The organism is Roseateles hydrophilus, assembly GCF_026712245.1.
GTDB lineage: Bacteria > Pseudomonadota > Gammaproteobacteria > Burkholderiales > Burkholderiaceae_C > Pelomonas > Pelomonas hydrophilus.
Genome location: NZ_JAPPUY010000002.1, coordinates 909,688 through 934,662 on the forward strand (window position 1 = coordinate 909,688; position 24,975 = coordinate 934,662).

At 71.3% G+C, this 24,975-nt stretch carries 24 protein-coding genes and 1 pseudogene; 8 read left to right on the forward strand and 17 right to left on the reverse strand.

Going from position 1 to position 24,975, the window contains the following annotated elements; genetic code table 11:
• Positions 1-41 precede the first annotated feature (41 nt).
• From NYO99_RS11220 to NYO99_RS11230, 3 genes are all read left to right on the forward strand, one after another.
• Positions 42-887, forward strand: a complete 846-nt coding sequence (locus NYO99_RS11220; RefSeq protein WP_268167267.1) for a transposase — start codon at positions 42-44, stop codon at positions 885-887.
• 116 nt (positions 888-1,003) lie between these two features.
• Positions 1,004-1,855, forward strand: coding sequence for an amidohydrolase family protein (locus tag NYO99_RS11225; RefSeq protein ID WP_268167268.1), 852 nt, complete (start codon positions 1,004-1,006; stop codon positions 1,853-1,855).
• 163 nt (positions 1,856-2,018) lie between these two features.
• Positions 2,019-4,256 carry a penicillin-binding protein 1A gene (locus NYO99_RS11230; RefSeq protein WP_268167269.1) on the forward strand — a complete coding sequence of 746 codons (2,238 nt, stop codon included), beginning with the start codon at positions 2,019-2,021 and terminating at the stop codon, positions 4,254-4,256.
• Positions 4,257-4,266: 10 nt separating this feature from the next.
• Here the strand turns inward: NYO99_RS11230 and NYO99_RS11235 are convergent, their stop codons facing one another.
• Entirely contained in the window at positions 4,267-5,592 is a 1,326-nt protein-coding gene (locus tag NYO99_RS11235; protein ID WP_268167270.1) for a S41 family peptidase, read from the reverse strand.
• 148 nt (positions 5,593-5,740) lie between these two features.
• On the opposite strand from NYO99_RS11235, the gene NYO99_RS11240 reads away from it, so the two are divergent.
• Together NYO99_RS11240 and NYO99_RS11245 are read left to right on the forward strand one after the other, a co-directional pair.
• On the forward strand, positions 5,741-6,595 hold the full coding sequence (locus NYO99_RS11240) for a phytanoyl-CoA dioxygenase family protein (protein ID WP_268167271.1): 855 nt from the start codon (positions 5,741-5,743) through the stop codon (positions 6,593-6,595).
• A 135-nt stretch (positions 6,596-6,730) separates the two neighbouring features.
• On the forward strand, positions 6,731-7,546 hold the full coding sequence (locus NYO99_RS11245) for a BON domain-containing protein (RefSeq protein ID WP_268167272.1): 816 nt from the start codon (positions 6,731-6,733) through the stop codon (positions 7,544-7,546).
• A gap of 62 nt (positions 7,547-7,608) precedes the next feature.
• Here NYO99_RS11245 and NYO99_RS11250 read toward each other — a convergent pair whose 3' ends face one another.
• The 8 genes and pseudogenes from NYO99_RS11250 to msrP all read right to left on the reverse strand — a co-directional run bounded on the left by NYO99_RS11250 (position 7,609) and on the right by msrP (position 14,255).
• Positions 7,609-8,037, reverse strand: a complete 429-nt coding sequence (locus NYO99_RS11250; RefSeq protein WP_268167273.1) for a hypothetical protein — start codon at positions 8,035-8,037, stop codon at positions 7,609-7,611.
• Positions 8,038-8,153: 116 nt separating this feature from the next.
• Positions 8,154-9,533: a bifunctional UDP-N-acetylglucosamine diphosphorylase/glucosamine-1-phosphate N-acetyltransferase GlmU gene (gene glmU, locus NYO99_RS11255; RefSeq protein WP_268167274.1), complete on the reverse strand. Its 1,380-nt coding sequence runs from the start codon at positions 9,531-9,533 to the stop codon at positions 8,154-8,156.
• A 67-nt stretch (positions 9,534-9,600) separates the two neighbouring features.
• On the reverse strand, positions 9,601-10,230 hold the full coding sequence (locus NYO99_RS11260; protein WP_268167275.1) for a DUF4136 domain-containing protein: 630 nt from the start codon (positions 10,228-10,230) through the stop codon (positions 9,601-9,603).
• Positions 10,231-10,409: 179 nt separating this feature from the next.
• The gene (gene ttcA / locus NYO99_RS11265) at positions 10,410-11,348 is read right to left on the reverse strand and encodes a tRNA 2-thiocytidine(32) synthetase TtcA (RefSeq protein ID WP_268167276.1); all 939 of its coding nucleotides are present in this window, start codon (positions 11,346-11,348) and stop codon (positions 10,410-10,412) included.
• 26 nt (positions 11,349-11,374) lie between these two features.
• Positions 11,375-11,773 (reverse strand): dihydroneopterin aldolase, encoded by a 399-nt coding sequence (locus tag NYO99_RS11270; RefSeq protein WP_268167380.1) that lies wholly within the window; start codon positions 11,771-11,773, stop codon positions 11,375-11,377.
• 138 nt (positions 11,774-11,911) lie between these two features.
• Positions 11,912-12,637 (reverse strand): annotated as a pseudogene (locus NYO99_RS11275) (FAD-dependent oxidoreductase); the annotation flags it as partial.
• A 41-nt stretch (positions 12,638-12,678) separates the two neighbouring features.
• Positions 12,679-13,287 carry a protein-methionine-sulfoxide reductase heme-binding subunit MsrQ gene (locus NYO99_RS11280; protein ID WP_422395491.1) on the reverse strand — a complete coding sequence of 203 codons (609 nt, stop codon included), beginning with the start codon at positions 13,285-13,287 and terminating at the stop codon, positions 12,679-12,681.
• Entirely contained in the window at positions 13,287-14,255 is a 969-nt protein-coding gene (gene msrP / locus NYO99_RS11285; RefSeq protein ID WP_268167277.1) for a protein-methionine-sulfoxide reductase catalytic subunit MsrP, read from the reverse strand. Before msrP ends, NYO99_RS11280 begins: the two co-directional genes overlap by 1 nt.
• A 251-nt stretch (positions 14,256-14,506) precedes the next feature.
• Between msrP and NYO99_RS11290 the strand changes: the two genes are divergently transcribed.
• Positions 14,507-14,743: a hypothetical protein gene (locus tag NYO99_RS11290; RefSeq protein WP_268167278.1), complete on the forward strand. Its 237-nt coding sequence runs from the start codon at positions 14,507-14,509 to the stop codon at positions 14,741-14,743.
• Positions 14,744-14,764: 21 nt separating this feature from the next.
• Here the strand turns inward: NYO99_RS11290 and NYO99_RS11295 are convergent, their stop codons facing one another.
• Entirely contained in the window at positions 14,765-15,343 is a 579-nt protein-coding gene (locus NYO99_RS11295; protein ID WP_268167279.1) for a TetR/AcrR family transcriptional regulator, read from the reverse strand.
• 113 nt (positions 15,344-15,456) lie between these two features.
• Between NYO99_RS11295 and NYO99_RS11300 the strand changes: the two genes are divergently transcribed.
• Together NYO99_RS11300 and NYO99_RS11305 are read left to right on the forward strand one after the other, a co-directional pair.
• Positions 15,457-15,924, forward strand: coding sequence for a nuclear transport factor 2 family protein (locus tag NYO99_RS11300; RefSeq protein ID WP_268167280.1), 468 nt, complete (start codon positions 15,457-15,459; stop codon positions 15,922-15,924).
• 94 nt (positions 15,925-16,018) lie between these two features.
• On the forward strand, positions 16,019-16,324 hold the full coding sequence (locus NYO99_RS11305) for a hypothetical protein (protein WP_268167281.1): 306 nt from the start codon (positions 16,019-16,021) through the stop codon (positions 16,322-16,324).
• 18 nt (positions 16,325-16,342) lie between these two features.
• Here NYO99_RS11305 and udk read toward each other — a convergent pair whose 3' ends face one another.
• From udk to NYO99_RS11340, 7 genes are all read right to left on the reverse strand, one after another.
• On the reverse strand, positions 16,343-16,984 hold the full coding sequence (udk, locus tag NYO99_RS11310; RefSeq protein WP_268167282.1) for a uridine kinase: 642 nt from the start codon (positions 16,982-16,984) through the stop codon (positions 16,343-16,345).
• A gap of 133 nt (positions 16,985-17,117) precedes the next feature.
• Entirely contained in the window at positions 17,118-17,348 is a 231-nt protein-coding gene (locus tag NYO99_RS11315) for a hypothetical protein (protein WP_268167388.1), read from the reverse strand.
• Positions 17,349-17,439: 91 nt separating this feature from the next.
• Positions 17,440-20,655: an error-prone DNA polymerase gene (locus NYO99_RS11320; protein ID WP_268167382.1), complete on the reverse strand. Its 3,216-nt coding sequence runs from the start codon at positions 20,653-20,655 to the stop codon at positions 17,440-17,442.
• Positions 20,656-20,762: 107 nt separating this feature from the next.
• Positions 20,763-22,064 carry a DNA polymerase Y subunit UmuC family protein gene (locus NYO99_RS11325; RefSeq protein WP_268167283.1) on the reverse strand — a complete coding sequence of 434 codons (1,302 nt, stop codon included), beginning with the start codon at positions 22,062-22,064 and terminating at the stop codon, positions 20,763-20,765.
• Entirely contained in the window at positions 22,033-22,881 is an 849-nt protein-coding gene (gene imuA, locus NYO99_RS11330; RefSeq protein WP_268167284.1) for a translesion DNA synthesis-associated protein ImuA, read from the reverse strand. Before imuA ends, NYO99_RS11325 begins: the two co-directional genes overlap by 32 nt.
• Before the next feature lie 138 nt (positions 22,882-23,019).
• The gene (locus NYO99_RS11335; protein ID WP_268167285.1) at positions 23,020-24,078 is read right to left on the reverse strand and encodes a serine/threonine protein kinase; all 1,059 of its coding nucleotides are present in this window, start codon (positions 24,076-24,078) and stop codon (positions 23,020-23,022) included.
• Between the two features lie 27 nt (positions 24,079-24,105).
• Positions 24,106-24,963 carry a DUF2726 domain-containing protein gene (locus NYO99_RS11340; protein ID WP_268167286.1) on the reverse strand — a complete coding sequence of 286 codons (858 nt, stop codon included), beginning with the start codon at positions 24,961-24,963 and terminating at the stop codon, positions 24,106-24,108.
• Between the last annotated feature and the right edge of the window lie 12 nt (positions 24,964-24,975).

The window sequence follows — 24,975 nt, forward strand, 5'->3', positions numbered from 1 at the left end:
GCTATCTTGCCATTCCGGGCCGGCCGGCATAAGGTCGCCGCATGGCGCGACCCCCTCGACTCGAGATCGCCGGTGCGGTCTACCTCATCAGCGCACGCTGTCCTGCCGATGGCGGGCTGCAGGCTTTTGCCGACGACGTGGACTGCGCCGAGATGCGGGCGCTGCTGGCCCAGGCCCTGCATCGCTTCGATGCGCAGGCCCTGGCCTACGCGCTGATGCCGGAGCACTACGAGCTGCTGCTGTTCACGCGCCGGGCCAATCTGTCGGCGCTGATGCGCCATCTCAATGGCGTCTACACCCAGTACGCGCAGCGGCGCCATGGCTTTGCCGGATCGCTGTTCCAGGGGCGCTTCCATGCGGTGCTGGTGGACCGCGAGCAGCACCTGCTGGACGCCTGCCGCTGGGTTGACCTGAACCCCGTGCGCGCCGGGCTGGCGCGCGGCGCGGCCGAGTGGGCGGGCTCCAGCTTCCGCGCGCTGGCCGGGATGGAGGCCGCGCCGGCCTGGCTGGATGTGGACGGCCTGCATGGCCACCTGCTGGGCAAGCCCGTGGCCACGGCGGCGCAGCGCCGGCTGGCGGGTGAGCGCTATGCGCGGCTGGTGGCGTCTGAGCCCGGGCTGCAGTTGTGGCCGGGGCGGCTGCGCGAGCAGATCTTTCTTGGCGACGCCGACTTCGCCCGCCGCATGCGCGCGGCCGGCGTGGCACCCCGGCGCGTGGCCCGCACAAGCTGGGCCGAGTGGTTGCGCCGGGCCGGCGGCGAGCGTGGGCAGGCGCTGTGGCTGGCCCACACGGAGGGCGGCGTACCCATGACCGAACTGGCCGAGCGCTTGCGGCTGTCGGTGTCGCGCATCAGCCGCTTGATCGCCGCGGCCGAGCGCACGGCCTAGCGCGGTGCGTGGGCCAGGGTCTTGCGGTCGCTGTGTCGTGACGGCGCCGTCTGCCCGAGTCTGGACCGTCAGCGTGTGGCAGCCGGGGCGTCGAGCCCTGGTCAGGTGAACCCAGGATGTTGAAACGCCGTGCGCTGCTGCTGGCCGGCCTGCCGCTCTCCGCGCAGGCGTCGGCCTATGCCGGCCCGCTTTTCGACGCACACTTGCATTACAACGACGACGCGCAGCAGCCGCATCCGCCTGCCGACGTGTTGGCACGCATGGCGCGTGCGGGTGTCCACGGGGCGCTGGTGAACAGCCGGCCCAACGACGGCACGCTGCGGCTGGTGGCCGAAGGCGGCGCGCAGTGGGTGCCGTTCATCCGGCTGTACCGCAACCGGGCTGACTACAGCGGCTGGTTTGCCGACGACAGCATCCGGCGCATGGTGCTGGCGCACTTGGCCGAGGGCAGCCCGGCGGGGCCGTTCCGTGGCTTGGGCGAGTTCCACCTGTACGACAGCGCAAATGCCGATGGCCCCACGGCGGTCGCGCTGATGAAGCTGGCTCGCGAGCGAGGACTCACGGTGCTGGCGCATGTGGACGCTGCGGCCGTGGACCGGCTGCTGGCGCATGCGCCGGGTGCGTCGATGATCTGGGCCCACACGGGCATTGCGGGTGAGCCGGTGGCGCGCGTGCGCGAGTTGTTCGCCAAGCACGCCGGCTTGCGCGGTGAGCTGTCCTACCGGCCAGGCTTGACGCAGGACCGACGCCTCACGCCCGAATGGCGTGCATTGCTTGAGGGGCATGCGCAGCGCTTCCTGATCGGCTCTGACACCTGGGTCACGCCGCGTTGGCAGCACTATGAGGCCTTGTTTGCCGAGTACCGGCACTGGCTGGGTCAGCTGCCCACCGAGCTTGCGCAGCGCATCGCGTGGGGCAATGCGGCCGAACTGTTCGGGCTCAAGGCGGCGCGCCCATCGCCGCAGTGACTGCGGCCTCGGCGTGATGCCCGGGCCGCCGGCGCCGTGGCAGCTGGCGGCCCAGCGCCGCTGACGCGGTGCATGCGGCACGCAAGGGCGGCGCGGCCGCAGACGGTCGTTCTGTGGCCTGCGCCGACGAGCGCTGCGGCGGCAAGCCCCTACGATGCGCGCCATGCTCAAGCTCCTTGCCCGACGTCCCTGGCTGGCCGCGCTGGTTGGCATCCCGCTGGCGACGCTGCTGCTCACCGCCATCGCGGCGGCCATCGTCTGGACCCAGCTGCCCGCGCTGGACACGCTGACCGACTACCAGCCCCACCAGCCGCTGCGCGTGATGAGCGCCGACGGCCAGTTGCTGGGCGAGTTCGGGGCCGAGCGGCGCCGTTTCGTGCCGCTGAAGGACATCCCCAAGCCGCTGCAGGATGCGCTGCTGGCCGTCGAAGACGCCGACTTCTGGACTCATGGCGGCATCGACTTCGGTGGCATCTTGCGCGCCTTCGTGCGCAACCTCACGCACAGCGGGCCGCTGCATGGCGCCTCCACCATCACGCAGCAGCTCGCCCGCGACACCTACCTCAGCAAGCAGCAGCGCTGGACGCGCAAGTTCGTGGAGGCGCTGCTGGCGCTGAAGATCGAAGGAGCGCTCAGCAAGGCCCAGATCCTGGAGATCTACATGAACCAGATCTACCTGGGCAACCGCGCCTACGGCTTCGCCGCGGCGGCCGAGCGCTATTTCGGCAAGCCGCTGGAGCGCCTGAGCACCGGTGAGATGGCGCTGCTGATCGGCCTGCCCAAGAACCCCAATGGGCTGAACCCCGTGCTCTATCCCGAGCGCGCGCGGCGCCGTCAGGCCGTGGTGCTGGAACGCCTGGCCAGCGTGGGCCAGATCACGTCTGCACAGGCCCAGGCGGCCCGCGACAAGCCGCTGCTCATCCAGCGTCCGAAGCGCCTGTCCGGCGTGGCCGACCACGCCGCCGAGCAGGTGCGCCAGGAGATGCTCACGCGCTTTGGCGAGGAGGTCTACACGCGCGGCATCACGGTGACGACGACGCTGCTGTACGCCGAGCAGGCGGCCGCGCAGCAGGCGCTGCGCCAGGCGCTGTTCGACCTCGAACGCCGCCAGCCCTTCCGCGGCCCCGAGGCGACGGCGAAGCTGCCCGCCAGCGACCAGGACGAGGGCTTCGACGACGCGCTGGACGCCGCCTTCGATGCCCACCCCGACCTGGGTGAGCTGCGCACCGCCGTGCTGCTGGCGCAGGACAAGGCCGGCGCCCAGCTCGTGCTGGCTGATGGCGAGCGCTTCCAGTTCAAGGGCGGCGCGGCGCGGCCGCTGCAGTCGGCCAAGCGCGGCGCCGTCGTGCGCGTGCTCGCCTCGGGCAAGACCTGGCTGCTCAGCCAGACGCCGCAGGCCGAGGGCGCCGTCGTCACGCTGGACCCGCAGACCGGTGCCATCCGTGCACTGGTGGGCGGCTTCGACTTCGCGCGCAATCAAGTCAACAACGCCACGCAGGCCTGGCGCCAGCCGGGTTCGGCCTTCAAGCCTTTCGTCTATTCGGCCTTGATCGAGCAGGGGGGCTGGGCCGGCACCCTGGTCAGCGACGAGCCCTTCATGCAGGGCGAGTGGGCGCCGCGCAACTACGACGGCCAGTACGAGCCCGCGCTGACGCTGCGCGAGGGCCTGGCGCGCTCCAAGAACATGGTGACCATCCGCGTCGCCCAGGCGCTGGGGCCGCAGCGCGTGCGCGGCTGGGCCGGCAAGTTCGGGCTGGACGAGGAGCGCCAGCCGCTGAACCTGACGCTGGCGCTGGGCTCCGGCGCCGTCACGCCGCTGCAGATGGCGCAGGCCTATGCCGTCTTTGCCAACGGCGGCCAGTTGCCCACTGGCTGGCTGATCCAGCGCGTGCAGGACGCCCAGGGAGAGCTGTTGTTCCAGGCCGAGCCGCCCAAGCTGCGGCCCGCCATCAGCCCGCGCAATGCCTTCATGACGGCGCAGCTGCTCGCCGCCGTCACGCGCGAGGGCACCGGCGCCCGTGCCAGCAGCCTGCTGGGCCGCTGGGACCTGTACGGCAAGACAGGCACGACCAATGACGCGGTGGACGCCTGGTTCTGCGGCTTCCAGGCGGCGCGCGCCGGCGCGGTGTGGATCGGCTATCCGACGCCCAAGTCCCTGGGCGAGCGCGAGAGCGGCGGCGGCCTGGCGCTGCCGGTGTGGGCCTCGACCATGGCCGTGGCGCTGCGCGGCCAGCCCAGCAGCCCGCTGGCGCCGCCGCAGGACGGCGGCCTGGTGGAGCAGGACGGCCAGTGGTTCTACAGCGAGTTTGCGGGCGACCTGGCCATTGCCCGCATCGGCGTGGCCGACCAGCCGGCCGAGGCCGCGCCGCCCGAGGGCGGGGCGTCGACTCCGGCACCCTGAGCGGGACGGGCTAGCGGGGCTGCAGCGCAGCGCTTGTGCCGCGCGCGGCGAGGCGCCCCAGCAACACCACGGCGGCCTCCAGGTCCGGGTCGCGGCCGGCCTGCAGTGCGGCGCGGTCCAGCGGCACGGCCACGTCCGGCACCACGCCCCGGCCTTCGATGCGCGGGCTGCCTTGCAGCGCGAAGTCCATCTGGCTGAACGACAGGGCGCCGCCGCCGGGCAGCTCGATGAGGCCCTGCACGCCCAGCAGGCAGCCGCAGCTGGTGCGGCCCACCACCTGGGCGCGGCCCAGCCCCTGCAGCGCCGCCGCCACCAGCTCGCTGGCGCTGGCGCTGCCCTCGTCCACCAGCACGACCACGGCGCCGCCGTAGGGCGTGGCGTTGCCGTGCGTCATCAGCTCGGGCCCGGTGACGTTGAACAGCCCGAACAGGCGGGTCAGTGGCTTGCCGTCGCGCGTGAGCAGCTTGCCCACGGCCACCTTGCGCGGGAACAACTCGGTCAGCAGCGTGGTGGCCATGGCCATGGAGCCGCCGCTGTTCTGGCGCAGGTCGATGACCAGGCCGGGCGTCTGGCGCATCTCGAACAGGGCCACGCCCAGCGGGGTGCGCTTGACGAGGTCGGGGTCGAAGGCTGACAGGCGCAGATAGCCGTGGCCCGAGGGCAGCAGCTGGCTGCTCATCACCGGGCGGTCCGGCAGCAGGGCGCGCGTGAGCAGGTGCTGCTGGCGCTGGCCGCCGGCCTCCACCTCCAGCGCCAGCGTGGGTTCGGTACTGCCGGTATCGCCGGCATTCAGCCGCCGGGCGGCGTTGCGCAGCTGGGCCCGTGGCGTCGAACTCTTGCGCGCGTCCGCCAGCGCGGCGTGCCACCAGTCCAGTGCCGGCTGGCCAGCGATGCGCCGCACCGTGTCACCGGGCTTCAGGCCCTGGCGTTCGGCGTCGGAGCCCGGCGCCACGCCCGTGACCACCAGCTCCCCGGCGATCTCGCTGACGCGCAGGCCCAGCGTCAGCGACTGCTTGGCCTTCCACCACGCATGGCGGCGTGGCGACAACACCTGGGTGTGCGCGTCGCCCAGCTCGGCCGTGAGGCGGTCCAGCAGCTCCCAGAACTGCTCGTCGGTGGCGGCGGCCAGGGCCTGCGGGCGCAGGCGAGCGGCGCTGGCGTCCCAGTCCACGCCGCGCAGCTGCGGGTCGACGTAGTGCTCGCGCACGCGCTGCTGCACGGTGTCGAAGGCCTCAGCCCGCTGCGCGGCGTCCAGCGTCGCGCCGGGCGGCTGCGGCGCCACGGCGGCACAGCCCAGCAGTTGCACGAGCAGCAGCGAGATCAGCATCTTCTTCATGGCGGCATCCAGCGGGCGGGAGGTGTTGCCAGCGCCGCCAGGACCGGCGCGCGCCGTACGACGGTGGCGTCAGGCCAACCGGCGGCGGCCATCGTAAGCGCGGGCTCGGCGCCGGCACACAATCGGGCTCCCACTCGACCCGCACACCATGAGCACCGCCTCCGATTTCGCCGCCACCTACGCCGAACAGGGCTTTCTCGTCATCCCCGGCTTCAAGTCCGCCGCCGACATCGCCGCGCTGCGCGAGCGCGCGCTGCAGATCGTCGACGCCTTCGACCCCGGCGAGCAGCGCCCGGTGTTCACCACCGAGGAACAGCAGCGCCATGTGGACGACTACTTCCTCGACAGCGGCGACCAGGTGCGCTGCTTCTTCGAGGAAGAGGCCTTCGATGCTGAGGGCCGCCTGCGCGTGCCCAAGGAGCTGGCCATCAACAAGATCGGTCACGCGATGCACGACCTCGATCCGGTCTTCAGCGCGTTCTCCAAGGGCGAGGCGCTGCGCGGCGTCGCTGCGACCCTGGGCCTGGCGAAACCGCAGGTCTGGCAGAGCATGTTCATCTTCAAGCAGCCCGGCATCGGCGGCGAGGTGCGCTGGCACCAGGACGCCAGCTTCTTCGAGAGCGATCCCATCACCGTGACCACTTTCTGGTTCGCGCTGGAAGACGCGACGCTGCAGAACGGCTGCCTGTGGGCGGAGCCCGGCGGTCACCGCGGCCCGCGTGGCGTGCTGCGCGAGCGCTTTGTGCGCGAAGGCCGCAAGGCCTGGATGGAGCAGGTCGACCCCACGCCCTGGCCGGCGGCCGACTCGAAAGAGGCCGTGCCGCTGGAGGTGGAGGCGGGCTCGCTGGTGGTGTTTCACGGCCTGCTGCCGCATTACTCGGCGGCCAACCGCTCGGAGAAGTCGCGCCATGCCTACACGCTGCACGTGACGGACGCGGCCAGCCGCTACTCGCCGCGCAACTGGCTGCAGCGTGGCGCGCAGCTGCCCGTACAAGGTTTCTGACAGGCCTCACATCCGCTCACGGGCGTTGCCCGTCGTCCTACAGCCCGAGGGCTGCCACGCCGGCACGGCCGGCGCAGGTGCCGGCCCACAGTCACCTCCATCGCAAACGTCGACAGACGACGACAGGAGGCTGACATGAAGTTCCCGACATCTGTGCACGCCGACGGCTGGGCCCGACACCTCGACACGACACCGTCTGCAGGGCCAACGCGTCACGCGCCCCGGCCGGGTGCGCGCGTGGATGCGCGGGCGCCATGGGCTGGCGAGCCCGCGCAGCCCGAGCGGGTGTCCGCCCTGACCGCTGCGCCCGCACCACAGCAGACGCGGCCGACGGCCTGGTGGATGGCCGTGGGCGCAGGCGCCGTGGCGCTGGCCGGGCTGGCCTTGTGGGATCTGCGTGACCTGGGGCACCCGGGCATGGCGCCCGTGTCACCGGCCGTGATCAGCGGCACGGTGCAGCCCGACCCGGTGCTGGCGGCGGCAGCGCCCTCGGCCGAGCCCGCTGCAGAGCCGGTGCCGGCCGCCGTGGCTGCCGAGCCTGCGGCGGAGGGGCCGACCCTGCGCACGGCAGCGCCGCGCGCCGAGCCGGTGGCACGGGCCGCGCCGCGCACGCCGGCGCTGCAGCTGCCGCCGGCCGCCGAGTTGCCGCTGGAGGTGCCGCCGACGGCCGCCGGCCCTGTTGCGGTGGCATCGCCGGTCGAGGCCGCAGCGCAGCCCATCGCCGAGGACAGCGGCATCACGGCGCAGGTGCGCAGCGCGCTCGCCGCGGACGCCACGCTGGCCCCGCTGCCGATTGCCGTCAGCACCCACGAGGGGGTGGTGCGTCTGGAGGGCCAGGCGCCTGATGCGACCACGCGCGAGCATGCGGCGGTCGTGGCGGCCAGCGCGGCCGGCGTGAGAGCAGTGGACAACCGGCTGACGCTACCGCCTGCCGCGGCCGGTATCGCCTGAGGGCTTGTGCAACGAAAAAGGCGCCCGCAGGCGCCTGGTTGTCCGATCGAGGATCGGTGTGTTCAGTGGCAGAACTGACGGTGCGTCGGCGCGAGCTCGGCGTCGATCAGCGCTTCCTGCGTCAGCTCGCGGGCGGCTTCCAGCTGCAGGCACAGCTCGGTGATGCCGTCGTCGCGGCCGCCCACGACCTCGGGCAGCGGGGCGGTGGCGATGTCGGTGGGCAGATCGGCCAGTGCGCCGATGAGCTGGAACAGCAACTCCAGGCTGGCCTCGCCGTCCTGCGGCAGGTCGCGCGCAGCGCCGAGGCTGCGGGCCAGGTAGTAGCAGGCCTCGGCGGCGTTGTCGCAGGCCTGCGCCTTCAGTTCCAGCGCACGGTGGCGTGCTTCGGCGTCGGCAGCTTGCTGCTGCGACTGCACCCGTTCGAAGGCGCCCAAGTCGGCCGGGACGGCATCGTCGAGCGAGAACGCAGCGAAATCGAGTTCGTGGGCCATGGGTACTACCGAGTCCTGGGTCAGCCGATGCTAGCGGCCCCGAGGTGGCGCCACCACAGCTTGCGTGCCATTTGTGCGACGCAATCGCCGGAATAAAGTCACGGCGACCCGCCTGTTCAGCGCTTCTTGGTGGGGCGGGTCCAGCCGGTCAGCGCCACTTGCTTGCCGCGCGCCACGGCCAGGCTGCCGGGCTCGACGTCCTTGGTGATGGTGGAGCCGCCGCCGATGGTGGCACCCGCGCCCAGCGTCACCGGAGCCACCAGCACGCAGTTGGAGCCCACGTGCACGTCATCGCCGATGGTGGTGCGGTGCTTGTTGGCGCCGTCGTAGTTGGCGGTGATGGAGCCGGCGCCGTAGTTGACCCGCTCGCCCACGGTGGCGTCGCCCAGGTAGGCCAGGTGGTTGGCCTTGGCGCCCTTGGCCAGCGTCGAGTTCTTCACCTCGACGAAGTTGCCGATGTGGACCTCGGCGCCCAGCTGTGCGCCGGGGCGCAGGCGGGCAAAGGGGCCGATCAACGCGCCTTCACCGACGCTGGCGCCCAGCGCCTCGCCGTCGATGTGGGTGAACTCGTGGATGCGCACGCCCGAGGCGATGCGGGCGTTGCGGATCACGCAGTTCGCGCCGACGCGCACGTTGTCGCCGAGCGTCACGTCGCCTTCGAACACGCAGTTCACGTCGATCTCGCAGTCCTGGCCGTGCGTCAGCGAGCCGCGCAGGTCGAAGCGGGTCGGGTCGGCCAGGCGCACGCCGGCACGCATGAGCGCTTCAGCCTGTCGGGCCTGGAAGGCGCGCTCCAGTTGGGCCAACTGCACGGGGTCGTTGACGCCCAGCACCTCGATCTCGCTGTGGGCCTTGATGCCCAGCACCGGCAGGCCCTCGGCGACAGCCATCGCGACGATGTCGGTCAGGTAGTACTCGCCCTGGGCGTTGTTGTTGGTGAGCTGGCCTACCCAGCGCTTCAGCGCGGCGGTGGGCGCAGCCATCATGCCGCTGTAGCCCTCGTGGATGAGGCGCTGCTCGGGCGTGGCGTCCTTGTGCTCGACGATGGCCAGCACGCCGCCGTCGTCGGCGTTGCGGATGATGCGGCCGTAGCCGGTGGGGTCGGCCAGGTCCACGGTCAGCAGCACCAGCGCGTGGCCCGCGCAGGTCTCGATGAGCGCCTTGGCGGTGCTGGTCTCGATCAGCGGCACGTCGCCGTTGAGGATGAGCGTGGTGCCGTCGCCGACCAGCGCCGGCACGACCTGCTGGATGGCGTGGCCCGTGCCCAGCTGCGGCATCTGGCGCACAAAGGCAATGCCCGGCGCAGCGGCCGCGGCCTCCACGGCCTCGGCGCCATGGCCGGTGATGACGATGCGGGCAGCGGCCTCCAGCGGCTCGCCGCTCTTGAGCACATGGGCGAGCAGCGAGCGCCCCGCGAGCTTGTGCAACACCTTGGGTGTTGCCGACTTCATGCGGGTTCCCTTGCCCGCCGCCATGATCACGATGTTCAGCGCCATGCCTGCCTTGCGACTTCGTTGTTTTGCGAAGCCGCGATTATGGGCAGGCGCTGCGTGCCGTCCGGCGTCAGCGCGTGGCCTGGATGGAGACGCGGTGCGACTTGGGCGTCACTTTCGGGAACTCCGCCAGCGACGCCGCAAACAGCGGCGCCAGCAGTGTGTCGGCGCTGGCGTTGATGCCCTCGTTGCTGGCGTGCGCCTCGTACAGCGCTTCGCCGCTGGCGCGGTCGCGCAGCAGCACGGCGACGGCGCGGTCGTAGCGGCGGTCGAAGAAGGGGTCCTGGCGCCAGCCCCAGGGCCCGGGGCCCACGTAGCCGTAGCGCGGCGACAGCAGCCGGCCGCGCCAGCGCCACCACAGCGGGTCGTCCCAGGGCACGGGGTCGTAGGCGGTGACGCGGGCGCCCAGCGTGATCAGCACGTCGGCCGTCTTGGCATCCGCGGCCGGCGTGAAACCGGCTTTCTCCAGCGCCGGGCGCACGGCGTCTTCCAGCGCGGTCTGGCGCTTGGCGGCCTCGTCGTTCTGCTGCTGGGAGGGCAGGCGGTCAAAGGCGTAGGTGCCGGGCTTGCGGTCCGCCGGCCAGTTGCCATAGCTGGAGACGTCAGCGGAAAACATGTAAGGGCCGGCGCAACCGGTGACGGCCAGGGCCGCCGCAGCGCTCAGGCCGGTGAGCACCAGCCGACGGGTGGGGTGGGACATGCGTGCCTCCATGACGGGACGATGGGGATGATCTTCAGCCGGCGAGTTTGCCGCACTGTGTAGCGATGCGACGGAATGTCAGCCGATGCTGCATCAGGGGCTTTGACGCCCCTCAAGAACAACGGCGCGCTCATCCGGAGATGGCGCGCCGTGTCGGGCGGGCGGGGGCGGGCTGCGCCTCAGGCGTCGTCGCGCATCAGCCGGATCACCGAGGCCGGCGCCGGCGTGGCGCAGCTCTCGTCATCGTCGAAGGCGATGTCACCGCCCGCATCCGCCTGGCCGGTGGCCTTGATGGTCTCGAACGGGAACAGCTTCTTGTCCATCATGTGCGAGGGCACGATGTTGGTCATGGCGGTGAAGATGTTGTCGATGCGGCCCGGGTAGCGCTTCTCCCACTCGTTGATCATGGCCTTGACCTGCACGCGCTGCAGGTTCTCCTGGCTGCCGCACAGGTTGCAGGGGATGATGGGGAACTCGCGGTGCTCGGCCCAGCGCACGAGGTCGGGCTCCTTCACATAGGCCAGCGGGCGGATCACGACGTTCTTGCCGTCGTCGCTGACCAGCTTGGGCGGCATGCCCTTCATGCGGCTGCCGAAGAACATGTTCAGGAACAGCGTCGTGACGATGTCGTCGCGGTGGTGGCCCAGCGCGATCTTGGTGCAGCCCAGTTCACCCGCCACGCGGTACAGGATGCCGCGGCGCAGGCGCGAGCACAGGCCGCAGGTGGTCTTGCCCTCGGGCACCACGCGCTTGACTACCGAGTAGGTGTCCTGCTCCTCGATGTGGAAGGGCACGCCGCGGCTCTTGAGGTAGGCCGGCAGGATGTCTTCCGGGAAGCCGGGCTGCTTCTGGTCGAGGTTGACGGCGATCAGCTCGAACTTGATGGGCGCGCGCTGCTGCAGGTTCAGCAGGATGTCCAGCATCGCGTAGCTGTCCTTGCCGCCGGACAGGCAGACCATGACCTTGTCGCCGTCCTCGATCATGTTGAAGTCGGCGATGGCCTGGCCCACCTGGCGGTGCAGGCGCTTGGACAGCTTGTTGATCTCGTGCGCGGCCTTCTTGGCGGCGATGTCTTCGGCGGAGGCGGCCGGGGCGTGGTCGATGACGTCGGTGTTCATGGCGGTCAGGGAGTTCGTGGGAGTGGTCACCATTGCCCGGTTTCGGCACTGACGGCGACTTCGCAGTCCGGGAAGATTTCGAGCTTGGTCAGCTTCACGCGCACGCCGACGACGCCGGCCATGCTCATCAGCCGGTTGCAGAGCTTGCCCACCAGCGCTTCGACGAGGTCGGTGTGCTCGGTGGTGCACTCGTCGATGATGGCGGCGCGCACGCGGCGGTAGTCCAGCACGCGGCCGATGTCGGCGTCGCGGGCGACGATGGGCAGCGCGCCGAGGTTGACCTCGGCGTCCACCTGGATAGGTTGCGGCCCGGTGCGCTCGAAGTCGAGGATGCCCAGGTTGGCCTTGAAGCGCAGGCCTTGCAGGTGGATGACCTGGCGGTTGTTGAAGCGCTGCGGTGCGGCGGCCGGTCCTTCCGGGCGCAGCGCCTGCTCGATGAGCTTGGCGGCCTGCACGCCGTCGGCCAGCGCCGTCTGCACGCAGGGGTGCCAGCGGGCGCTGGCGTCACCCGCGACGAAGACATGTGGCCGGTCATGCTCGCTGAACAGCGCAAAGGCCGAGGGCTCGGGCTCGAAGCCCAGCAGTGCGGCCACCATGTCGAAGCGCTCAGTGCCGGCGGCGGAGGTGACGGTCACGCCGCTGTCGTCCGGCCGCAGGCCGTCGGGCAGCGGTGTGGCCAGGCGCAGCTGGATGCGCGGGTGGGCCTCGATGCGGGCGATCAGGTGCGCCTGTGCGCGCCAGTTGCCGCGTGCCCACAGCGTCACGTCGAAGCCGCGCTCGGCCAGGTGCAGCGCGTTCTCGGCCGCGTTGTCGCCGGCGCCCAGCAGCAGCGCGCGGCCAGGGGGCAGGGTGTCGCGCTGCAGGGTCAGCGTGGTGGCGTCCAGCACGCGCGCGTGCGGCACGGCGAAGTAGCGCGCCGGCCGCAGCAGCCGCAGGCCGGTGGCCACCAGCAGCGCGCGGGCCTGCACATGCTCGCCCGTGGCCAGCTGCAGCGTCCAGGCGCCACCTGCATGCCGGGCGGACTCGGCCGTGTTGCCCAGCCGCAGCGCGATGCCCGGCGTGGCCGCCACCTGGCGGGCATAGGCCAGCGCCAGGTCGGCCAGCGCGGCGGCGGGCTGTCCCAGCACCCAGTCCTGGCGGAAGTGCAGGCCGCGCAGGCCGGCGCACAGCTCGGGCTCGCGCTCGACCAGCAGCGCGCTCAGGCCCAGCTGCGCGAGCCATGACGCGGCGCTGCAGCCCGCGGGGCCGCCGCCGAGGATGGCAACGTCGAAGGAGGTGGTGTCGGGCATGGGAGGCCGGGCAAAGCGCCGGATTATCCCAGCCGGGGCCGCTAGCGGGTGGCGCGGCGGTAGACCCGCCACCCCAGCAGCGTGGCCAGGATCACGCCGTACACCGCCGGCTCGGCAAAGTTGTTCTTGCCGGCGCGCATCCAGATGAAGTGCATCAAGGCCACGGCGGCCACGGCGTAGACCGCCTTGTGCAGCCACTGCCAGCGCTTCGCGCCCAGCGCCTTGATGGCCCGGTTGAAGCTCGTCGCGGCCAGCGGCAGCATCAGCAGCCAGGCCGTGAAGCCCATCAGGATGAAGGGGCGCTTGAGGATGTCGGCCGCGATGTCGGCCAGCGCCAGCCCCATGTCCAGCCAGCCGTAGGCCAGCAGGTGCAGGCTGGCATAGGCAAAGCTGAACACGCCCAGCATGCGCCGCAGCCGCGCCAGCGCGGCCAGCCCCGTCAGCTCGCGCAGCGGCGTGATGGCCAGCGTCAGGCACAGCAGCCGCAGCGACCACTCGCCCAGCTCGCGGATCAGTTTCTCGGCCGGGTTGGCGCCCAGCTGGCCGGTGGCCGCGCCGACGACGAGGCCCGCCAGCGGCAGCAGGCACAGCAGGAACAGCGCGGGCTTGGTGAGCGGGTGCAGCAGCGTGCGGGTCAGGCGAGCCCGCATCAGTAGTGCTTCTTCAGGTCCATGCCGGCGTAGAGCTGGCCCACCTGGGCCTCGTAGCCGTTGAACATCAGCGTCGCGCGCTTCTTGGCGAACAGGCCGTCCTCGCCGATGCGGCGCTCGGTGGCCTGGCTCCAGCGCGGGTGCGGCACGTTGGGGTTCACGTTGGAATAGAAGCCGTACTCCTGTGGCGCGCTGCGCTCCCAGCTCGACACCGGCTGCTTCTCGACGAAGCGGATCTTCACGATGCTCTTGGCCGACTTGAAGCCGTACTTCCACGGCAGCACGAGGCGCAGCGGCGCGCCGTTCTGATTGGGCAGCACCTCGCCGTACATGCCGAAAGCCAGCAGTGCGAGCGGGTGCAGGGCCTCGTCCATGCGCAGCGCCTCCACGTAGGGCCAGTCCAGCACGCCCGAGCGCAGGCCCGGCATCTGGCTGCGGTCCGCCAGCGTCGTGAACTCGACGAACTTGGCCTTGCCCGTGGGTTCGGCGCGTTTGATCAGCTCGGCCAGCGAGTAGCCCACCCACGGGATCACCATGCTCCAGCCCTCTACGCAGCGCAGCCGGTAGATGCGCTCCTCCATGGGCGCGAGCTTGAGCAGGTCTTCGATGCCGTAGCGGCCGGGCTTGGCGCACTCGCCCTCGACGCTGACCGTCCAGGGCCGCGTCTTCAGCGTGTGGGCGCGCTCGGCGGGGTCGGACTTGTCGGTGCCGAACTCGTAGAAGTTGTTGTAGGACGTGGCATCGGCGTAGCTGGTGGGCTTGTCCAGCACCAGCGCGCCGGCGACGGCCGAGCGCGCGCCCGGCAGCTTGGGCAGCTTGCCGCCGCCCGGCGCGCCCTGGGCCAGCGCCAGCGGCGAGGCAGCCGCCAGGCCGAGGCCGGCGATGGCGCTGCGGCGGTTCAGGTAGACCTGCTGGGGCGTGATCTCGCTGGGCAGGGGCTCGTGGGGGAAGGGGGTCTTGATCAGCATGGAACTCTCGGCAGGTGGTGGCTGTGCGTCGCCTGGCTAGCGGCGCAACTTACACCGGCGCGGTGCAGGCTGCCCGAGGTCATGCGTAAAGCCGAGGGCCGGGTGGGTTGACGCCCCATGCGCGTTTGCCAGCCGCGCGCCACGCCCTTGATCTGCATCATGGCCAAGGGTTAACCCGAGGATCAACATCGAGTCGCTGCTTGAAACGGCCTTCACCAAAGGCCTCGCAGCGGAGAAACAGGAGAACCCTCATGTCCACGTATGTCGAAGTGCTGGTCCCCGCGCAGCCCTTCACCCCGCGCCTGGCCACCTGGCTGGGCGATGTCATCGACCTGATGCGCACCTGGCGCCAGGTTCACGCGTTGCGCGCCGAGCGCACCCGGCTGGCGCGCGAGGCGATGGCCTTGCGCCAGCTGGCCCACGAGCTGGCGCCGTCCATGCCGAGCATGGCGGCTGACCTGCGTCGCGCGGCGGACGGCGCGTTCTAGCGCCGGCTGCGCTGGCCGCTTTCAGGCGGCCGTCAGCCGGTCGGTGATGAGCGCCAGCGCGCTCAACGCGGCGGCCGCGTCGCCGCTGTACTGGGCCTGCACGATGGCGCCATCGACGGCGGTGGACAGGGCCGCGGCTGTGTGCCGGCGCTGATCCGACGGCGGCAGCAGCGCGGCCAGGGCGTCGGTCATGTCCTGCTTGTGCTGGCGGGTGAGTTCCACGACGGCCGGCAGCACCGGCCCCAGCTCGCTGACGCCGTTGAGGAAGGCGCAGCCGCGGAAGTCGCCCAGCGCCTGGCCGCTGAACCATTCCTGCATCGCCGGCACAAGCGCCTGCGCGCCCGCGGCCGCGCCGCCGTGACGCGCCAGCGCCGCGCTGAACCACGCCATCCACTGCGCGTGGCGCAGGTTCAGGTACGCCAGGATGAGGTCGTTCTTGCTCGGGAAGTGCCGGTAGAAGGTCACCTTGGTCACGCCGGCCTCGGCGATGACGCGGTCGATCCCCGTGGCCCGCAGGCCCTCCGCGTAGAAGAGGTCATGCGCCGTGCGCAGGATGCGTTCGCGGGCGGGGAGGTCGCCGGTGCTGGTGTGCAGGGTCATGTGCAGACTATAGACAGGTCTGTCTACATGCAACAGAATCCGGCGCGTAGACAGGTCTGTCTACGCGCCGCCGGTCTGCGGCTGCTCATGACCTCCTCCCGAAAGCCTCCGCCATGGACACTCGCCCCCCGCTGCCGCCCTTCAGCCGAGAAACCGCGATCCAGAAGATCCGCCTGGCCGAAGACGGCTGGAACAGCCGCGACCCCGCGCGCATCGTGCTGGCCTACAGCCCCGACACCGTGTGGCGCAACCGGGTGGAGTTCCCGCGCGGGCGCGCCGAGGCGCAGGCGCTGCTGGAGCGCAAGTGGGCGCGGGAACTGGATTACCGCCTGATCAAGGAGCTGTGGGCCTTCGAGGGCCATCGCATTGCGGTGCGCTTCGTCTACGAATGGCACGACGACGCCGGCAACTGGTTCCGCAGCCATGGCAACGAGAACTGGGCGTTCGACGACCAGGGCCTGATGACGCACCGCCACGCGAGCATCAATGACCAGCCCATCAAGGCCGAAGACCGCAAGTTCCATTGGCCGCTGGGTCGCCGCCCGGACGACCATCCCGGGCTGACCGAACTCGGGTTGTGAACGGCACGGGCCGTGCCATCCGCCGGCCCGGCGCGCTCGGCGCCGGCTCGCCACGGGCTCACGCCATGAGCCAGCCAGCCGGCAGCATGGGCGCATGCAAGTTCCTCAGCACCTCTCCTCTGCGCCGTCAGGCGCTGCCGACAACGGCCTCCTGGCTCGCGTGCCGAGTCAGTTCGTCGCGCAGGCGGCGCGCACCTTGCCCGACCCTGCCTGCAGCCTGGACGACGTCATGTCCGTCGACATCGAGGCCGCCTGGGCCGGGCGTGTGCGTCTGACGTTCAAGCGGCAGCGCTACTGCCGGCCGCGCGCCAAGGTGTCCTACTTCGCCTGGCACTGCATCCACGCCGTGCCGGCGCCCGCGGGCGCTCCGGGCGATCAGCCGCACGCAGCCCTGCCGTGAAGCCAGCCGCCGCAGGGTTCAGCCGGCGGCGCGATCGCCCAGCAAGCTGCGCACCTTGGTCGTGATGATGTCCACCGCCGGGCCGTTGGCGCCGTGCGGCAGGATGACGTCGGCATTGCGCTTGGTCGGCTCGATGAACTGCTTGTGCATGGGGCGCACGGTGTCCAGGTACTGCTGCATCACCGACTCGGTGCTGCGGCCGCGCTCCGTGATGTCGCGCTGCAGCCGGCGGATGAAGCGCACGTCCGAGGCCGTGTCCACATAGATCTTCAGCGACATCATGTTGCGCAGCTTGGCGTCGTACAGCGCAAACAAGCCCTCGACCACGATCACGGGCGCGGGCTTGACGGTGATGGTCTGGCTGGAGCGGTTGTCGGCCGCGAAGTCGTACACCGGCATCTCGATCGCTTCGCCCTTGCGCAGCGCGGCCAGGTGTTGCGCCATCAGCGGCCAGTCAAACGCATCCGGGTGGTCGTAGTTCTGCTTGCGCCGGTCTTCCGGCGGCATGTGGGACTGGTCGCGGTAGTAGTCGTCCTGCATCACCACCGCCACGTTTTCCGGCCCGATGGCGGCCAGCACCTGGCGTGTCACCGTTGATTTGCCGCTGCCGCTGCCCCCGGCGACACCGATGACGAAAGGTTTGTGAGTGTTCTTGGGCATGAGATCGTGAGGCAGGCGTGAGCAATGCCTGCAAATTTACAGGCGCGCGAGCATAGGGTGGGCGGCGCCAGGGGCGCCAGGGGCGCCAGGGGCGTGTCAGCCGAGGCTCATCTGCGCGCGATCAGCGCATTGCTCAGGGCAGGCTCAGGTCCATGCCCAGCATCCGGGCGAGCCCGAACGTGAAGAGCAGCACCAGCAGCAGCAACAGCACAAAGGCGGCGACGAACTTGCTGCCCATGCGCACCAGCGTGCGGCGGTCCGTCCCTTTCAACTCCTGGTCGTAATGCCACTTGATGGCGAAATGCATGCCCGCGACGAACACCAGACCCTTGAACAGAGCGAAGGCGATAAGAACCCAATCCACGGCAGCATTCCCGGCTGTTTCTCGAAGCCGCCTATCTTGACCGCGATGCCGCGCCGGCGGTATTGGGCGTTTTGACTCAGTGGCTGCGCGTTCACCGGAAATCCCGGCTCTCCGTCGCCAATCTCCCCAGCCACGGGTTGAGGTTCTTGAACCCCCGTGCCAGCAGGTGGCGCACATCGCCATCCCCGCGCTGCCAGATGCCCTCCACGGCCAGCAGGCGGGCGCTGAGGATGGTGCTGCGGTGCTCTTCGTAGACCTGGGGCCACACGATGACTTGCACGTTGCCGGTCTCGTCTTCCAGCGTGACGAACAGCGTGCCTTTGGCCGTCTGCGGTTTCTGGCGGCCGGTGACGATGCCGCAGGCCTTGGCGAAGCGGCCGGCCTTGACGGCGTCGAGCTGGCGTGCGGTGAGCAGGCCCTGCTTGGCAAGCTTCGGGCGCAGCAGCGCCAGCGGGTGGCGGCGCAGCGTGAGGCCGGTGGCGGCGTAGTCCCACAGCACTTCCTCGCCTTCGGCGGCCTCGGGCAGGGCGAGCTCGTCCTCGGGCAGCAGGCTGCCTTGCAGCAGTTGCGGCATGGCGTGCAGCGCCGATGCCTGCCAGACCTGCTGGCGGCGGTGGCCGGCCAGGCTGGTGAGCGCATCGGCGGCCGCAAGGTGCTGCATGTCGGCCTGCGTGAGGCGTGCGCGGTGGGCCAGGTCTTGCGGGTGGGTGAAGGGGCCGCCCTGCAGGCGCATGTGTGTGATGCGGCAGGCCGCTTCGTCGCCCAGCCCGCTGACCAGCCGCAGCCCCAGGCGCACGGCGGGCTGGTGCTGGCCTTCGCGCAGCTCCAGCGTGCTGTCGCGGTGGCTATGGTTCACGTCGATGGGCCGCACCTCCACATCGTGCCGGCGCGCATCCTGCACCAGCTGGCTTGGGGTGTAGAAGCCCAGCGGCTGGCTGTTGAGCAGTGCACACAGGAAGGCGGCGGGCTCGTGGCATTTGAGCCAGCTGCTGACGTAGGTCAGCAGCGCGAAGCTGGCGGCGTGGCTCTCGGGGAAGCCGTAGCTGGAGAAGCCCTTGATCTGGCGGAAGATGCTTTCGGCGAAGGCGTCCTCGTAGCCGTTGCGGCGCATGCCGCTGACGACCTTGTCGTAGTACTTGTCGAGCACGCCGGGGCGCTTCCAGGCGGCCATGGCGCGGCGCAGTTCGTCGGCCTCGCCGGCTGAGAAACCGGCCGCGATCATGGCGATCTGCATGACCTGCTCCTGGAAGATGGGCACGCCGCAGGTGCGCGCCAGCGCCGCCTTCAGTTCCTCCTTGGGGTACTGGATCTGCTCGGGCGGCAGCGCCCGGTTCTTCAGGTAGGGGTGCACCATGCCGCCCTCGATGGGGCCGGGCCGCACGATGGCGACTTCGATGACCAGGTCGTAGTAGGTGCGCGGCTTGAGCCGCGGCAGCATGGACATCTGCGCGCGGCTCTCGATCTGGAAGACGCCGACGGTGTCGGCCTTGCAGATCATGTCGTAGGTGGCGCTGTCGTTGTCGGGGATGGTGAGGTCAATGCTGGTGCCGCGCAGCGGGTTGACGAGGTCGAAGCAGCGGCGGATGGCGCTGAGCATGCCCAGGGCCAGCACGTCCACCTTCATGAGCTTGAGCTCGTCGATGTCGTCCTTGTCCCACTCGATGACGCTGCGGTTCTCCATCGTCGCGTTCTCGATGGGTACGAGACGCTCCAGCGGCCCTTGCGTCAGCACGAAGCCGCCGACGTGCTGGGAGAGGTGACGCGGCAGGCCGTTGAGCTGGCGCGCCAGCGTGATGAGCTGCAGCAGGCGCGGGTCGTCCCCGGCGATCCCGTGGGGGGCCAGGCTGTCCAGCAGCGCAGCGCGGTGTTCCTCGGGCAGCACCTGGGTGGACCAGCCGCTGTGGTCCTGGCTCATCACGGCCAGCTGCGCCTCGCTGAAGCCCAGCGCCTTGCCGACGTCGCGGATGGCGCTCTTGGGGCGGTAGCAGATGACGACGGCGGTCAGCGCGGCGCGGTCGCGGCCGTACTTGGCGTAGAGGTGCTGGATGACTTCCTCGCGGCGCTCGTGCTCGAAGTCGACGTCGATGTCCGGCGGCTCGTTGCGCTCGCGGCTGATGAAGCGCTCGAACAGCAGCGTGCTGCGGTCGGGGTCCACCGACGTGATGTGCAGGCAGTAGCACACCACGCTGTTGGCGGCCGAGCCGCGTCCCTGGCACAGGATCTGGATGCTGCGCGCGAATGCGACGACATCGGCGACGGTGAGGAAGTAGTGCTCGTAGCCCAGCCCCTCGATGAGCGCCAGCTCATGCTCGATGCGGGCCCGCCATCGGTCGGGAATGCCGTGCGGCCAGCGTTTGCGGGCGCCCTCGTGGGTGAGCTGGCGCAAGTGCTGGCGGGGTGTCATGCCGGCCGGCACGACCTCGCTTGGGTACTGGTAGCGGATTTCGTTGAGGCTGAAGGTGCACCGCGCCGCGACCTGCAGCGTCTCGGCCATCAGCGTCGGCGGGTAGAGCTGGGCCAGTCGGGCGCGGCTGCGCAGATGCCGCTCGGCGTTGGGCTGCAGGTCAAAGCCGCAGTCGGCCACGGTGCGGCCCAGCCGCGTGGCCGTCATCACGTCCTGCAGCGCCTTGCGCGAGCGCACGTGGAAGTGCACGTCGCCCGCGGCAACGAGTGGCAGCGCGGTGGCGTCGGACAGCGTCTGCAGCCGCTGCAGCCACAGCGCATCGCTGGCCTCGCGCAGCAGCTCCACGGCCAGCCAGGCGCGGCCGGTGAAGTGCTGCAGCACCCAGTGTGCCGGGGCCAGCAGTTCGGCGTCGGGCGCCTCGCGCGGCAGCACGAGCAGGGCCAGGCAGTCGCTCAGCTGCTCGGGCGCCAGCTGGCGCCAGCGCAGCAGGTACTCGCCCTTGACCGGGCTGGCGCGGCGCAGCTGCGTGATGAACTGGCTGAGATTGCCGTAGCCGTTGAGGTTCTGCGCGATCAGCACGAGCTTGAAGCGCGGCGTGCCGGCGTCGTCGCGCACGAGGAATTCGCTGCCGATCAGCAGCTTCAGCGTGACGGGCGCGCTGCCTTCCTGCTCGGCCGCCTCGCGCATCTCGCGCAGCTGCTTGTGCGCCCGCACGACGCCAGCCAGCGAGCATTCGTCGGTGATGGCCAGCGCCTCGTAGCCCTGCTTGACGGCACGCTCCACCAGCTCGGCCGGCTCGGACGCGCCGCGCAGGAAGCTGAACGCCGTCAGGCAGTGCAGCTCGGCGTAGCGCGGCAGTTCGCGGGGCGGCCACGGCGCGGCGTGCGTCGGATCGCGGGGCATGGCGGTGGGCGAGCGTGCATCGGCCAGGCGCCGCATGGCGGCATCCGACGCGAAGCCGAGCCGGCGCAGCGCATGCAGGTGATCGTCGCGGTCGGACTGTGGCGGGCTCATGCAAACACCCCGTGCAGGAACCAGCCCGACATGGCCGCCTCGCGGGTGCGCTCGGTGGCCGACAAGCGCTCGTGATAGACCCACAGCAGCCCGCGTGCGGCGCTGCGGTAGACGTAGTAGTCGCGCGTCTGCAGCTGGCCCGGGCCCGCCCACCAGCCGGCCTCCACGCGGTGCGGCCCGCTGATGCGCGCCAGCGCGCCGCAGTACATCGGCTGCTCCCGCGCATCGCAGCGCAGCGGCAGCGGCGGCTCCACCAGCCAGGTGGGCTGCGGCCCGGGCGGGGGGCGCACGGGCGGCGACGCGGGCGCGGGCCAGGGCAGCCAGTGCTGCATGTGGTCCAGCCGGTGGTCCTCCTGCAGCCGGCCTTCACAGACATGATCAGCCCCCAGCCGCACCGACAGCCGCTCCAGCAGCGCATGCGTCGTCGCGCGCTCGGCCGGGTCGGTCGGGCCGGGCAGCAGGCTGTGGCTGCTTTCCTGCAGTGGCAGCAGCGTGTCGGCGCTGAGCGTGATCTCGCCGGCCGGCGCGGCCAGCGTCGTGCGCGCCAGGTGCTCGCCCAGCAGCCGGGTCAGGCGCGGCAGGTCGCGCGTGGTGTCGGCGGTGGCCACGGTCAGCTCGCCGCCGCCGGCCACGTCCCGGGCGCGCATCGCGTCGTGCTGCCAGGCCAGCCGCAGCAGGCGCACGCCGGCATGGCGAGTGGCGAGAAAGGCGCAGAGCTGGTGCAGCAGGGTTTCGGCAAAGCTCAGCAGCACCGGCGCATGCTCGACGCGCCAGGGCAGCTCCAGCCGGGCCTCGAAGCGGTCCGGCAGCGTCAGCCAGTCATGCACCTCGGGCAGGTCGCCGTAGGCCTGGTCCAGTGCCGTCAGCAGCGCAGGGCCGAAGCGCCGGGCCAGCGCCGCGCGAGGCAGCCGGCGCAGCTCACCCAGCCGCGTGCAGCCCAGCCGCGCCAGCATCGCGTGGTGGGCCTGGGCGGCGGTGAGGGCGGCCAGCGGCAGCGCGTCCAGCCGGTCGGCGAGCCGGCCCTGCCGGGGCGCGTCGGGGCAGCGGGCCAGGGCCAGCGCCGCCAGCGCAGTGGGCGCCCAGGCCAGGGCGCCCAGCGGCAGGCCGGCTCGCACCGCGTCGGCCTGCAGCCTCAACCGCAGCGCGCGGGCACCGCGGAACAGCCGCAGGCTGCTCGACACCTCGGCCACCACCGCCTCCTCCAGCCGGGCGACGCGCGGCGTGAAGCTCAGCGCCAGCCAGGCCAGGGCGTCATTGCCTGCCGCATCAGGCGTGCAACACAGTGCGAGCCAGCGCATGGTCGCGCTCCAGCGGAGGAGAAGCCGGCGCGGGGGCGGGCGAGGGCACCGGGCCTGGCGCCGGCTGTGGCTTGCGCCGCGCCGCCGTCAGCAGCGGCTCCACCGCGCCGGGCACGGCGGGCAGCGTCAGCCAGCCCTCGTGCGCCGGCCCGCGGCGCTTGAGCAGGTGCACGTCCAGCGCCCAGCCCTCACCGGGCTTCACCGCCAGGCGCAGCGGTGCGGCCGAGGACTGCTGGCCCGCGCGCTCCGGCCGCATGAGGAAGGCCGGCGCGTCCGAACTCAGCGCGCTGACCTGCAGCCGGCGGATCTGTTCCGGCCGCGCCTCGGGCAGCCAGGCCAGCACCGCCACGCGCGACTTGATGGCCTGCTCCGCGGCCCACAGCGCTTCAGCCGGTGTGGCGGCATCCACCCAGATCAGCGCGGACGGCGGCAGCCCCAGCGCCTGCAGGCCCGGCAGGTGCGGCGCGTGCGGCGGGTTGATGAGCAGCAGCGAGCGCAGCACCGGCGCTGCCGTGTGCCGGCGGCGGCCTGTGGTGGCGGGCAGCGCCTGGGCGCACCACCAGCGCCGCAGCGCCGGCGCCAGCAGCCGCCACTCCAGCACACCGAACTGCGGCGTCAGCAGCTCGGTGACGGCCTGCAGCGGCCAGCCGTCGCCGGGCAGTTCGGCGTCCAGCGCCGCGAAACCGCTGGGCAGCGTGGGCGCGGCGCTGGCGCTCAGGCTGCTGCCGCGCCACAGCCGGCCTGCCAGCCGGGCGTCCAGCGGCGGCAGGCCCGGAAAGCCCGGGGCAGCGGTAGGGGAGTGCAGGGCGGACAGCATGGCCGGACGAACGCAACCAGGGGCGGCAGGGGAAGCAAGTGGAGCGTGGATGAGACCACAATACTGTATGTATATCCAGTATTTTCCGACTGCCGTCCCGGGTCACCGCGATCCGACGCCCGGCGTGGCGGCGCGCGCTCAGGCGAAGCCGTCGCCGTCGAAGTTCACTTCGTCTTCGTCGCGGGCGAGCACCGGCGGTGCGTCCTTGGGACGCATGGCCTCCAGCTGCTCGCGCAGCTTGGCCACCTGGTCCAGCCAGTAGTTGGGCGTGCCGAACCACGGGAAGGCCAGCGGGAAGGCCGGGTCGCCCCAGCGGCGCGCCAGCCAGGCGCTGTGGTGGATCATGCGCATGGTGCGCAGCGGCTCGATGAGACGCAGCTCGCGGTCGTCGAACTCGGCGATCTGCTCGTAGCCGTCCAGCACGGCGTTGAGCAGCTGGCGCGCGGCGTCGGGCTCGCCCGGCAGCAGCATCCACAAGTCCTGCACGACCGGGCCGGTGACGGCATCGTCCAGGTCGACGAAATGCGGCCCGCGATCCGGCGTCCACAGGATGTTGCCCGGGTGGCAGTCGCCGTGCAGGCGCGTGAGCGCCAGGTCGGGCAGGCTGTCGAAGGCGGCCTGGATGCTGTCGATGCAGCGACGCGCGGCGTCGTCCCAGTTGGGCGCGATCTCGGGCGGGATGGCGTCGTTGTGCATCAGCCAGTCACGCGCCGCTTGGGCCGGCGCGGCACTGGCCCAGGACAGGCGGTGCTCGAAGGGGCGGGCGCGCCCCACACCGTGCAGCCGCGCCAGCAGCCGGCCTATCCAGCGCAGCACCTCGGGGTCTTCCAGCTCCGGCCCGCGCCCACCCTGGCGCGGCGTGACGGCCAGGCGCTGGCCCTGGTAATGGAACAGCGTGGTGCCGCCGTCCAGCAGCCAGGGCGCAGCCACGGGCACCTCGGCGGCAGCCAGTTCGGCGGCGAAGGCGTGCTCCTCCAGGATCTGCGCGTCGCTCCAGCGGCCAGGCCGGTAGAACTTGGCGACGCCCACGCCGCGGCCGGGGCGGTCGTCCTCCAGGTGGACCTGCAGCACGCGGTTCTCGAAGGAGTTGAGCTGCAGCATCCGGCCGTCGGCACGCAGGCCGGCGGCATCCAGGGCGTCGAGCATGAACCCCGGCGTCAGGTCGCCGAAGCTGAGGTCAGGGGTCGCGTGGTGCATCCGGCGAGTGTCGCCGGTCGGGCTGGCTCAGCGGCGGCGGGGCCGTTCGGTCGCGTAGCGCGGCGCGTCGACGACGACGCCCACGATGTCGTCCATCATGGCTTCTTCGTCGGCATCGTCCAGCACCGGCAGGCTGCGCGGGTTGTAGCGCGTGGTATCGAGGCGGCGCGGCGGCGCGCGGCGTTCGATCGGCGGCTGGACACGCGGCGGCGGGGCGGGCATGCGCGGCTGGCGCGGTTCGGCGTAGCCTGGCTCCTGGCCGCCGAAGGCATGGGCGTCCTGCCACAGCGGCAGCGGCTGCGAGAACGGCGCCCAGTCGCTGCCGAACTCGTCCTCGCCACCGCGACGGCGCGGCAGGCTGTGCGTTGCAGCCGGCGCCGGCAGCGGGCCGCGCGGGTTGCTGCCTTGCGGCACCAGCAACTGCAGCTCGGCGACGCTGGGCAACTGGTCCATCGCGCAGCGCAAATAGCGCACGCGGCAGGCGGACAGCACGGCATGCTTGATCTGCAGGCTGCGCGGCGTGACGCCCCGCTCGCCTTCCAGGTCGATGGCGGCCAGCACGCGCCCGTTGGGGCTGCAGACGGCAAAGGTCACATGCGAGGCACCCAGCAGGTCGAACCAGTAGCGCACTTCCTTGGCCTCGGTCGGCTGGCAGAAGCGCACCAGCGGCAGCTTGGACAGCACGACATGGTGTGGAAGGGCTTCACGCAGCAGCCGGAAGACGCGCCGCTCGTCGGATGTGAACACCGGCCGGGCCGTGAGTGACCACTCGCCAGGGAGGCCTTTGTTGGCGTAAGCCGGCCGCCGCAGCGCCCAGACCAGGCAAATGGCCAGGCCCAGCACGCAAACAGCCAGCGCGGCGATCCAATAGATGGCGTACGGCATGTCCCTCGGGAA

What these genes read in the sequence shown, in the direction of transcription:
- NYO99_RS11220 (WP_268167267.1), top strand. Translation starts at nt 42, where the DNA reads ATGGCGCGACCCCCTCGACTCGAGATCGCCGGTGCGGTCTACCTCATC.
- NYO99_RS11225 (WP_268167268.1), top strand. Translation starts at nt 1,004, where the DNA reads ATGTTGAAACGCCGTGCGCTGCTGCTGGCCGGCCTGCCGCTCTCCGCG.
- NYO99_RS11230 (WP_268167269.1), top strand. Translation starts at nt 2,019, where the DNA reads ATGCTCAAGCTCCTTGCCCGACGTCCCTGGCTGGCCGCGCTGGTTGGC.
- NYO99_RS11235 (WP_268167270.1), bottom strand. Translation starts at nt 5,592, where the DNA reads ATGAAGAAGATGCTGATCTCGCTGCTGCTCGTGCAACTGCTGGGCTGT.
- NYO99_RS11240 (WP_268167271.1), top strand. Translation starts at nt 5,741, where the DNA reads ATGAGCACCGCCTCCGATTTCGCCGCCACCTACGCCGAACAGGGCTTT.
- NYO99_RS11245 (WP_268167272.1), top strand. Translation starts at nt 6,731, where the DNA reads ATGAAGTTCCCGACATCTGTGCACGCCGACGGCTGGGCCCGACACCTC.
- NYO99_RS11250 (WP_268167273.1), bottom strand. Translation starts at nt 8,037, where the DNA reads ATGGCCCACGAACTCGATTTCGCTGCGTTCTCGCTCGACGATGCCGTC.
- glmU (WP_268167274.1), bottom strand. Translation starts at nt 9,533, where the DNA reads ATGGCGCTGAACATCGTGATCATGGCGGCGGGCAAGGGAACCCGCATG.
- NYO99_RS11260 (WP_268167275.1), bottom strand. Translation starts at nt 10,230, where the DNA reads ATGTCCCACCCCACCCGTCGGCTGGTGCTCACCGGCCTGAGCGCTGCG.
- ttcA (WP_268167276.1), bottom strand. Translation starts at nt 11,348, where the DNA reads ATGAACACCGACGTCATCGACCACGCCCCGGCCGCCTCCGCCGAAGAC.
- NYO99_RS11280 (WP_422395491.1), bottom strand. Translation starts at nt 13,287, where the DNA reads ATGCGGGCTCGCCTGACCCGCACGCTGCTGCACCCGCTCACCAAGCCC.
- msrP (WP_268167277.1), bottom strand. Translation starts at nt 14,255, where the DNA reads ATGCTGATCAAGACCCCCTTCCCCCACGAGCCCCTGCCCAGCGAGATC.
- NYO99_RS11290 (WP_268167278.1), top strand. Translation starts at nt 14,507, where the DNA reads ATGTCCACGTATGTCGAAGTGCTGGTCCCCGCGCAGCCCTTCACCCCG.
- NYO99_RS11295 (WP_268167279.1), bottom strand. Translation starts at nt 15,343, where the DNA reads ATGACCCTGCACACCAGCACCGGCGACCTCCCCGCCCGCGAACGCATC.
- NYO99_RS11300 (WP_268167280.1), top strand. Translation starts at nt 15,457, where the DNA reads ATGGACACTCGCCCCCCGCTGCCGCCCTTCAGCCGAGAAACCGCGATC.
- NYO99_RS11305 (WP_268167281.1), top strand. Translation starts at nt 16,019, where the DNA reads ATGCAAGTTCCTCAGCACCTCTCCTCTGCGCCGTCAGGCGCTGCCGAC.
- udk (WP_268167282.1), bottom strand. Translation starts at nt 16,984, where the DNA reads ATGCCCAAGAACACTCACAAACCTTTCGTCATCGGTGTCGCCGGGGGC.
- NYO99_RS11320 (WP_268167382.1), bottom strand. Translation starts at nt 20,655, where the DNA reads ATGCCCCGCGATCCGACGCACGCCGCGCCGTGGCCGCCCCGCGAACTG.
- NYO99_RS11325 (WP_268167283.1), bottom strand. Translation starts at nt 22,064, where the DNA reads ATGCGCTGGCTCGCACTGTGTTGCACGCCTGATGCGGCAGGCAATGAC.
- imuA (WP_268167284.1), bottom strand. Translation starts at nt 22,881, where the DNA reads ATGCTGTCCGCCCTGCACTCCCCTACCGCTGCCCCGGGCTTTCCGGGC.
- NYO99_RS11335 (WP_268167285.1), bottom strand. Translation starts at nt 24,078, where the DNA reads ATGCACCACGCGACCCCTGACCTCAGCTTCGGCGACCTGACGCCGGGG.
- NYO99_RS11340 (WP_268167286.1), bottom strand. Translation starts at nt 24,963, where the DNA reads ATGCCGTACGCCATCTATTGGATCGCCGCGCTGGCTGTTTGCGTGCTG.